Below are 4,855 nucleotides of genomic sequence, written 5' to 3' on the forward strand. Positions count from 1 at the left end.
CATACGGGGAGGCTATCTGTAAGGCAGTACAATCTACTCAAGCAATGTGCCTACGGGTATGTGTCAAAGATTTTGAAGGAGATGCTATAAGTGGAAGAATTGAAGCACTCTTGTCCAAGGCTAACTTGTCACCTAGCTCTGTACATCTTTTGATGGACCTGCAGTTGGTGAACCATGAGACCTCGACCTACCTGGTGCTCTATGAGAGATTACCACACCTCAGTGCTTGGAACACCGTGACCTTAACAGGCGGCTCTTTACCCCCAGATTTATCGCATCTGCAGGTGGGTGAACACCTGGTTCCTCGGGTTGAATGGCAGTTGTGGAAAGGCATCGCTGGGAGCCGCCGTACTTCCCGAATCCCGCTGTTTGGGGATTATGCTATTTTACATCCCTTCGTACGTCCCAATTTTCCGGGGATGAACATCAGCGCCAGTATTAGATATACAACTGATGATTATTGGGTGATCATGCGGGGCGAGGGTCTTTGGAACAAGGGAGGAGCTGGCTACGGTCAGTATCCTGCAAACGCAGAATTGCTAATGCAACGTCAGGAATATTGTGGCGCCGAGTTCAGCTATGGAGATCGATACATCTTCGAACGGCCATTGAAGAGAAAGAACCCTGGCACCCCGACGACATGGATTGCCGCGGGAGTAAATCACCATCTCACGTTTGTGGTGCGCCAGATGGCAATGCTTTATGCCCCCTCAACCGAAGCTAGGCCTTCCGATACACGGGCCGTTGCACACTTTCAACAACAACTCTTGCCATTAAAGCCTACAGACGTGGCTGCGGCACATCGTAGACGCCGTTGATGGGGGCAATCACACCTCGTAAAGGTTCAATACATGACTTTGCCGTCGTAGTGGTTGAAGACTTTGATAGCGGTGGTCAACACTGAGTGTAGGGCGAGATGAGGGGTCGGAAGTCTTTTACGACGGGGAAGCCATCCATACGATAGAAGCAGTGGGTCATGTCGCACCATGCTTGCATTCTCAGCCCTTCGATACGCCCCTACGGGCCTACTCAGGCCAGGCGGTGGATCTCCAAGAAGCCACGAGCGAGCCTGGCATCCGCGTTGCCGAATACTGCCTGGTGGTCGATCTGTGGCCTCTGCTTTTATCCGCCTTCGCAGAAGGCCAGGGCCGTAAGGCCGTGGATGAATGGGATCGGCGGACCCTCCGAAGCTCGAAGAGCGAAGGAAGGTGCTTCGGTGGATTTCGCCGAAGAAATGAAGGGACTACGGGCTTACGCCCGTGGAGGCTTCATGGCCGCGGGGAGATAGACGGCACTCTGAGGTCATGCTGTCGGTTACGTGAAAAGACTCCCGACCCCTTTAAAATCTTGATTCGACTTTACCTTCGCGGTGATATTTGCAGATTTGCACAATTGAGCAAACATGACACTTCACAGTGGGATGAACGCGCTGGGGGTATCGTTGGGGGGAGGATCTCACAGATCCAAGCCAAGATTGAGCGAGGGCAAGTGGGTGGGTCGTAACAGGGCTGTTGCAGTGCTATAAACGAAAGCCCTGACCCTACACGCCAACCCGCCCATGTCTCCGAGGCCATTCAGTACCGGAGTTTCGATAGACGGTTGTGAAGTAACTCCGCTCAAACAAGGGGTTCAATCTTGTGAAGCTCTTCCCTCCGCTCCGCTCGCTTCCAGTTCTCCGGCAGTTCTTCGCTGTGCTGAAACGCCCACTCAAGTACGAGTGACACGGTTTCCTCTCCATCCCTTCCCCTGATCTTTACCCATAAGCCTGGGCTGGACACGGTGGGTGTGGAACGGATTCCTGTAAGTTGTTGAAAAGACGCCGTCGCCGAAGCCTGTGAGAAGCATCGTCGAGGCCTCACTCGGGCCCGATCTGTCATTCCCGCGAAAGCGGGAATCCAGGATAGGGTGCTGGGTTCCCGCCTGCGCGGGAACGACGGAGGGAAGAACGCATCCCCTGCACACGAAAACCGCCTTTCCCAACCCCCGTGTCCAGTCAAAAAGATATGGGACATGGTCAGATCCCTTCCCAGGGGGTCACGCCCGAAGGGACCTACAAGGTGTTCCAGTCAAGAACAACCTTGGCGAACTCCTCCTGGAAGGCGGGGCGTTTCGAGTTGAGCGTTTTGATCCGCTTCGCCCATGCCTGCCACTTGTCCGGTCTCTTGAGCATATCGAGCCACATGTGGTGGACCTTCTGAGCAACCCTTGCCTTGTGCGCGTAGGTTTCGCGCTGGGCGTTCTGATTCAGGTTTCCCAGACCAGACATGTAGAAGGCCAGCACCTGGTCCGGGTACCCCTCCTCCAACTGAGCAGCGATCTTGAGAGGATCGTCGCCGCCATAACGGCTATCGGGATAAGGCATGGTGGACAGGATGCGGACCGCCTGGTCGTATTCCCTGCGATGCATGTAGATCTTGAGCCGCTCTTCCGGCCAGGCTCGCGCCGTGGCGGCGACCATGCGGGACTCAAACACTCTCCATTCCTCAGCTCGGCAGAGCTTCCTGAAAAATTGGTAACTCGCGAGCGTCAATCCCTCGGTAGCCTGCTCGAACTGGAGTTCAAGGTAACCCTGCCGGTCCCCGGATATTTTGGCCCGCTCAGCCAGGAAGGCGCGGAGCTCATCCATCCGGCCTTTGCCCTTGCGCATGCCTTCCCGGGCAACCGCCAACGCCTGTTCCCGGTTGCCCTGTTCCCAGTAAAAGGTTGCTAGGTCGTGATAGTCGGCCCCATACTCCATCCTGCGGGAACGCAGGGCCAGATACTTTTCCCGGTCGCCGATCTTGCGGTAGATCCGTCGTGCATGGTCTAGAGGCCAGTCCTTCCCCAGCTTCTCCAAACGTTGGGCGAAGTAGCGCAGGTCTTCATTGTCCCGGCAAGCAGCGTAAGCTACGTCGTAAAGGGCATCGTCCATGCCCGCGTTGCCGCTCCGGATATACGGCAACACCTCCTCCAGCAGCGACCGGCGATCATCCCCGGCGATGCGGGTCCGTTTCAATTTTGTGGACAGCTCGTACAGCAGCTCTCCCACGTGATCTTCCGTGTCGTGACCCCCACCGCCGTACTCGTCCAATTCGGCGAGATCCGGCTCCAGCTCCTCCCAAAGCGCAAACAGCACTGCAGCTTCGGTGTCGGACTGGGAAGCCAAAACCACACGTTTCTGCAGAAACCCCAGGCATTCACGCCGGACATCTGGGCGCGTGCCGGTCAGTCGCTCGACCAACTGCCCCAGGACTGCGGCGTCGGCCGCTCGAACGAGCTCCGTTAGACGACTCGTTGCCTTATTCCTCATCTGCTCGCGCATCGTCGATCAATCCAATGGCCTCTCTCTCATGACCCGTCGCCCGAGCCCCGGCATGGATGAAGGGACGGTTTACCCCACCGCCACGATCGCGAGCTCGTCGCATCTCGATGGCGATCGTACCCTGCCCGCGCGGGTCTTGTAAAGGATGGCGTGCGCGGGCTCTGGCCTGAACATCCAAACGGTTCTGCCATTATGAGTTCGGGCAGCAACGTCAGGCTTCGGGCGAAGGATGCCATATTTCCCGGACGACCTTAGCCAGTTTTTTTGAAGGGCCCCCGTCCTTGCCCAACCCATGTCCGCCCTTCTTGAACGTTACCAGTTCTACGCCCCAGATCTCGCCGGGATCCTCGGCCTGTTTGATGGGACATTGATCGTCATTCGCGGCATGAACCTGGGCGATCTTTATTTTCGGAAATTCCGGGCTCGATTCCGTCTCTCTCCAACAATGACATGCGGATACACCCCCGTCCCGTCCAACACCAGTCATCTGGTCACTCTCAGGCTCTCCAAAACTTCACTGGTTCGAACGTTGCCCTTAACTCCCGTTTCCGACAGAACGTCTATTGTCTCGGAGAGAGGAAGTTTTAGAAGTCTTGCGGCTTCCCCAAGAGTGAGCTTGCGTGGCCGTAAGACCTGGCCACATACTCGATGGCTGTCTCGATGTCCTCTGGAATACGCAAAGATTTTACGGTCATCTTCTTGCCTCCAGCAATAATTTTACGGTGCTGTATTCCTCTTCACTGATGTAATGACTCAACTATCGCGGCTCCTTAGAGCCGTTTCCCCGTCGACCAACCTTCTCTGCTGCAGGGTGGGGATAAGGGGTCTTTTATGACGGAAAGCCGTCCATACGATAGAAGCGCTGAGTCATATCGCGCCGTCCTCGGTTCTTAGTCCTTCGATACTGCCCTTCGGGCCTACTCAGCACAGGCGGTGGATCTCCAAGAAGCAACTGGCGAGCCTGGCATCAGCGTAGCCGAATATTGTCTGGTGATCAGTTAGTGGCAGCTGCCTTTATGGCTGCGGGGAGATACACAGCGGTCCGAGGCTATCCTGTGGGTTACGTGAAAAGACTTCTTTAAATATCTCAGCGAAGGGCGACGGCCCAAAAGATCAAAAAGGTCTGCCTGAGCCCCTGACCCCATTGACGCATCAAAAAGGTTCCTGGCACCATTTCTAGGCTGTTCCCTGGGAGGCAAGAAAATTTGTATTATGTCCCCGGAATCGAAGCCAAGTGGAAAAAGAAAAAAACTCCTTATTTTCGTTGACCTTGTCTCAAGCCCTTGCTGAGTTCGATAGCGACGCGCTCATAGATATCGGCGCGAGGTCCAAAAGCGACGATTTCCACTACGGAGCCTTTGATGCGGTAGATGATTCTGGCTTTTGCTATCCGGCGACTTCTCAAACCGGTCAACTCTTCCTTAAGCTCCTTCGCCCGATAGGGATCATCGGCAATGGATCTTAGCGCTGCTTTTACTTTTCGTTTCAGCTGTGGGGGAAGGTGGGGGACGAGATCCCGAACCGCTTGCGACGTCTCAATGCGGTGTCGGATCA

Annotated in this window: 3 protein-coding genes; 1 reads left to right on the forward strand and 2 read right to left on the reverse strand. The window is 55.6% G+C overall.

The annotated features are described in order from the left end of the window. Positions 1-818: hypothetical protein (locus O6929_11095; GenBank protein MCZ6480933.1), on the forward strand; the 818-nt coding region annotated here is incomplete at its 5' end. 1,232 nt (positions 819-2,050) lie between these two features. Here O6929_11095 and O6929_11100 read toward each other — a convergent pair. Both O6929_11100 and O6929_11105 read right to left on the reverse strand, forming a co-directional pair. Beyond that, the gene (locus O6929_11100) at positions 2,051-3,301 is read right to left on the reverse strand and encodes a hypothetical protein (GenBank protein MCZ6480934.1); all 1,251 of its coding nucleotides are present in this window, start codon (positions 3,299-3,301) and stop codon (positions 2,051-2,053) included. Between the two features lie 1,255 nt (positions 3,302-4,556). After that, positions 4,557-4,855: type II toxin-antitoxin system RelE/ParE family toxin (locus tag O6929_11105; protein MCZ6480935.1), on the reverse strand; the 299-nt coding region annotated here is incomplete at its 5' end.

This window comes from Candidatus Methylomirabilota bacterium, from assembly GCA_027293415.1.
Classification (GTDB): Bacteria; Methylomirabilota; Methylomirabilia; order Methylomirabilales; family CSP1-5; genus CSP1-5.

Excerpts from the sequence above, each read along its gene's own strand:
- O6929_11100 (MCZ6480934.1), bottom strand. The coding sequence starts at position 3,301 with ATGCGCGAGCAGATGAGGAATAAGGCAACGAGTCGTCTAACGGAGCTC.